Origin of the sequence: Sphingomonas segetis (genome assembly GCF_009720245.1) — a bacterium.
In the GTDB taxonomy this organism is placed as follows: domain Bacteria; phylum Pseudomonadota; class Alphaproteobacteria; order Sphingomonadales; family Sphingomonadaceae; genus Sphingomicrobium; species Sphingomicrobium segetis.
Window position 1 is genome coordinate 1 of the sequence record NZ_WJSQ01000236.1, and the last position, 2589, is coordinate 2589.

General features: G+C 68.5%; 4 protein-coding genes. All 4 read right to left on the bottom strand.

Annotation, left to right across the window (positions count from 1 at the left end; genetic code table 11):
- Positions 1 to 454: thiamine pyrophosphate-binding protein (locus GH737_RS14240; RefSeq protein ID WP_275401975.1), on the bottom strand; the 454-nt coding region annotated here is incomplete at its 3' end.
- Between the two features lie 44 nt (positions 455 to 498).
- Positions 499 to 1416 carry a TauD/TfdA dioxygenase family protein gene (locus tag GH737_RS14245; RefSeq protein WP_230558832.1) on the bottom strand — a complete coding sequence of 306 codons (918 nt, stop codon included), beginning with the start codon at positions 1414 to 1416 and terminating at the stop codon, positions 499 to 501.
- Positions 1417 to 1505: 89 nt separating this feature from the next.
- A complete protein-coding gene (locus tag GH737_RS14250; RefSeq protein ID WP_196233216.1) occupies positions 1506 to 1982 on the bottom strand; it encodes a nuclear transport factor 2 family protein in 477 nt (158 codons plus the stop codon).
- Between the two features lie 29 nt (positions 1983 to 2011).
- Positions 2012 to 2589: thiamine pyrophosphate-dependent enzyme (locus tag GH737_RS14255; protein WP_230558833.1), on the bottom strand; the 578-nt coding region annotated here is incomplete at its 5' end.

Here is a 2589-nt window from a genome sequence, read left to right on the forward strand (position 1 = left end):
CCGCGGCGGCCGCGAGCAGCGAGTCAAGCTGCGCCAAGGCGCTCTCCGCCGACAGACGCGCCGACCCGCGAAGGAGCGGCGCAAGGATCCGCTCCTGGTCGATGCGCTGATGGCTGATGAAGGCCTGGTCGGGCGCATAGCCGTCGGCGATCAGGAGCAGCGGCGACCGGTCGAGATCGGCGAAGGCGGCGCCGTTGACGGCCGAGGCGAGCCCGGGGCCGCGGGTGGTCATGGCCGCTCCCGGAGCGCCGGTGAGCTCGCCGGCGACGCACGCCATGATCGCGGCGGCCGTCTCCGTCCGCGTCAGCACGAAGGCGATTCCGAGCCTGTCGCAGGCGGCGATCAGGTCGAGATTGCACTCGCCTCCGGGCACTCCGAAGATGTGCGTGACTCCCGCTTGCTTCAGCCGCTCGACGAGGGCCTCGGCGACGCTCGCCGGCCCCTCCTGCGGCACGCAAGCGCGCTTGTGCGCGAGCGAAGCTGCTGGCCGCTCGCGGCTCAGACCGGCTGCTCCAGAGTCGGCGCGACATCGGCGAGGGTCACCCTGCGCATGTCGCGCGGATAGGCCTTGTCGTCATAGCGGCGGCCGCGGTGCATGGTGCAGCGATTGTCCCAGATCACGAGGTCGCCCACGCTCCAGCGGTGCTGGTAGACGAACTGCCGCTGGGTCGCGAACTCGGTCAGCTCGCGGATCAGCGCCATGGCTTCGGGGCGCGGCCAGCCCTCGATCTCGCCGATATGCGCCGACAGATAGAGCGCCAGCCTGCCGCTTTCCGGATGGAGCCGGACGAGGCGCTGCCGGACCGGCGTGCAGCGCTCGATCTCTTCCGGGCTGAAGGCGTCGAAGCCGAGCTGCGCCCGCGAGAAGATCAAGGAGTGAAGTGCGACGAGGTCCCTGGCCTGCGCCTTGAGCGCGTCGGGGAGATGGTCCCACGCGACCCGGGTGTCGACATATTCGGTCTCGCCCCCGTGCGGCGGGATCGTCTTGGCCTGGAGCATCGACCAGTAGGCGGGGGTCGGCTTGAAGCTGCTGTCGCTGTGCCACAGGAGATTGCCGAGATTGTACATCCGGCGGCGGTCGTCGGGCGCCCAGATCTTGCCGTCGGGACCGAGGTTCGAAATGTCGTTGATCCGCATGTTGGAGAGGCGCCGGCGGGCCTGGTCGACGAGCGTCGGCGTGTCCTCGATCGTCCCGAACTGCTCGGCGAAGGCGGCATGCTCCTCGTCGCTCATCAGCTGGCCGGGGAAGACGACCACCGCATAACGGTCCATCGCCGCCTTCACCTGGCTTTTCTCCCCGGGACCGAGCGGCTTCCTGAGATCGATCCCCGTGGCGCGCGCGCCGAATAAGGGGTGGACGGGCGTGAGGGTCAGGGCCTCCGGGCTCCCGGGGCTGGCTGCTGGCTGCGTCGACACTTTTGCCTCCATTCGAGCGGCCCCCCGGAGTCGCAGGATGTTACCGGTCCCAAACTGCACTCCGGCTGCCTCGAGTTCAAGGGTCCGGCTCAGCCGTCGGCCGGGACCGGATTGTATCTCGCATACCATTCGGGCGGCGGAACGGTGGTCGGAATGTCGCCCTTGAATATGTTGACGAACCTGCGCGCCCGGAATCGCCAGCGCCCGTCGTCGCACAGCACGAGCTCGTCGATCTGGTCGGCGATCTGGATCGGCGGCGCCGAGGGCAGCACCGGCTCGCCGTCGGCCGCATAGAGCAGCATCACGCATTCGGTATGCGCGGTGCCGTCGCCTTCGAGGCGCGCCCGGAAATTGGACATCAGGTGGCGCACCGTCCGGGCGCCGCGTTCCTTGCGCCACAGGTAGAATTGGTGGATCGCTTCGCGGCCCCTCAGATTGAAGAAGGTCGCGTCCTCGACATAGAAGTCGCGAGCGTTCATCCCGTCATTGTGATCGACGTCGTGCCAGTAATCGACCGCGTTCGAGAACAGCAGGTGCGTCAGCAGCATATGGTCGTCGGGTGCCATGTCCTTCCCCTTATTCCGCGCATTCGTTCCTAGCCTCCCGCGGCCGCCGCGGACGGAGTCCATGGCGGCGAAAGCGTGACTCGTTCGTCGGTCATGACCTCGACGATCGCCGGCCCGGGAACCGCGAGCGCTTCGCTGAACGCCGGTTCGAAATCGCCTGCCTGCTCGACCCGCCACGACGGGCACCCGAAGCTCCGGGCGACGTCCGTGTAGGAGACCGGCGCGAAGCGCCAGTTGTGGTCATAGTCCGCCGACTCGTTCCACACCGGGCGTTCCTGGCTGTAGCCATTGTTGTTGCTGATCACCGACACCAGCGGAATCCGGTAGCGCTGCGCGGTCTCCAGCTCGGCGAGATGGTAGAGAAAGCCGCCGTCGCCGGTGAAGCACACCACGGGACGGTCCGGAACCGCGCAGGCCGCGCCGATCGCCGCCGGGAATCCCCAGCCCATCGATCCCGCGGGGCGGAGCAGGCGCTGGCCGCGCCGGAGCCGGACGTGGCGGGCAGTCCATCCGGCGATGTGGCCGGTGTCGACGATGAGTATCGCCTGGTCGGGAAGGGCCAGGGACAGGAGGGCTGCGAGCCGCTCGGGGCGAAGCGGCGTGGCGT

What these genes read in the sequence shown, in the direction of transcription:
- GH737_RS14250 (WP_196233216.1), bottom strand. Translation starts at nt 1,982, where the DNA reads ATGGCACCCGACGACCATATGCTGCTGACGCACCTGCTGTTCTCGAAC.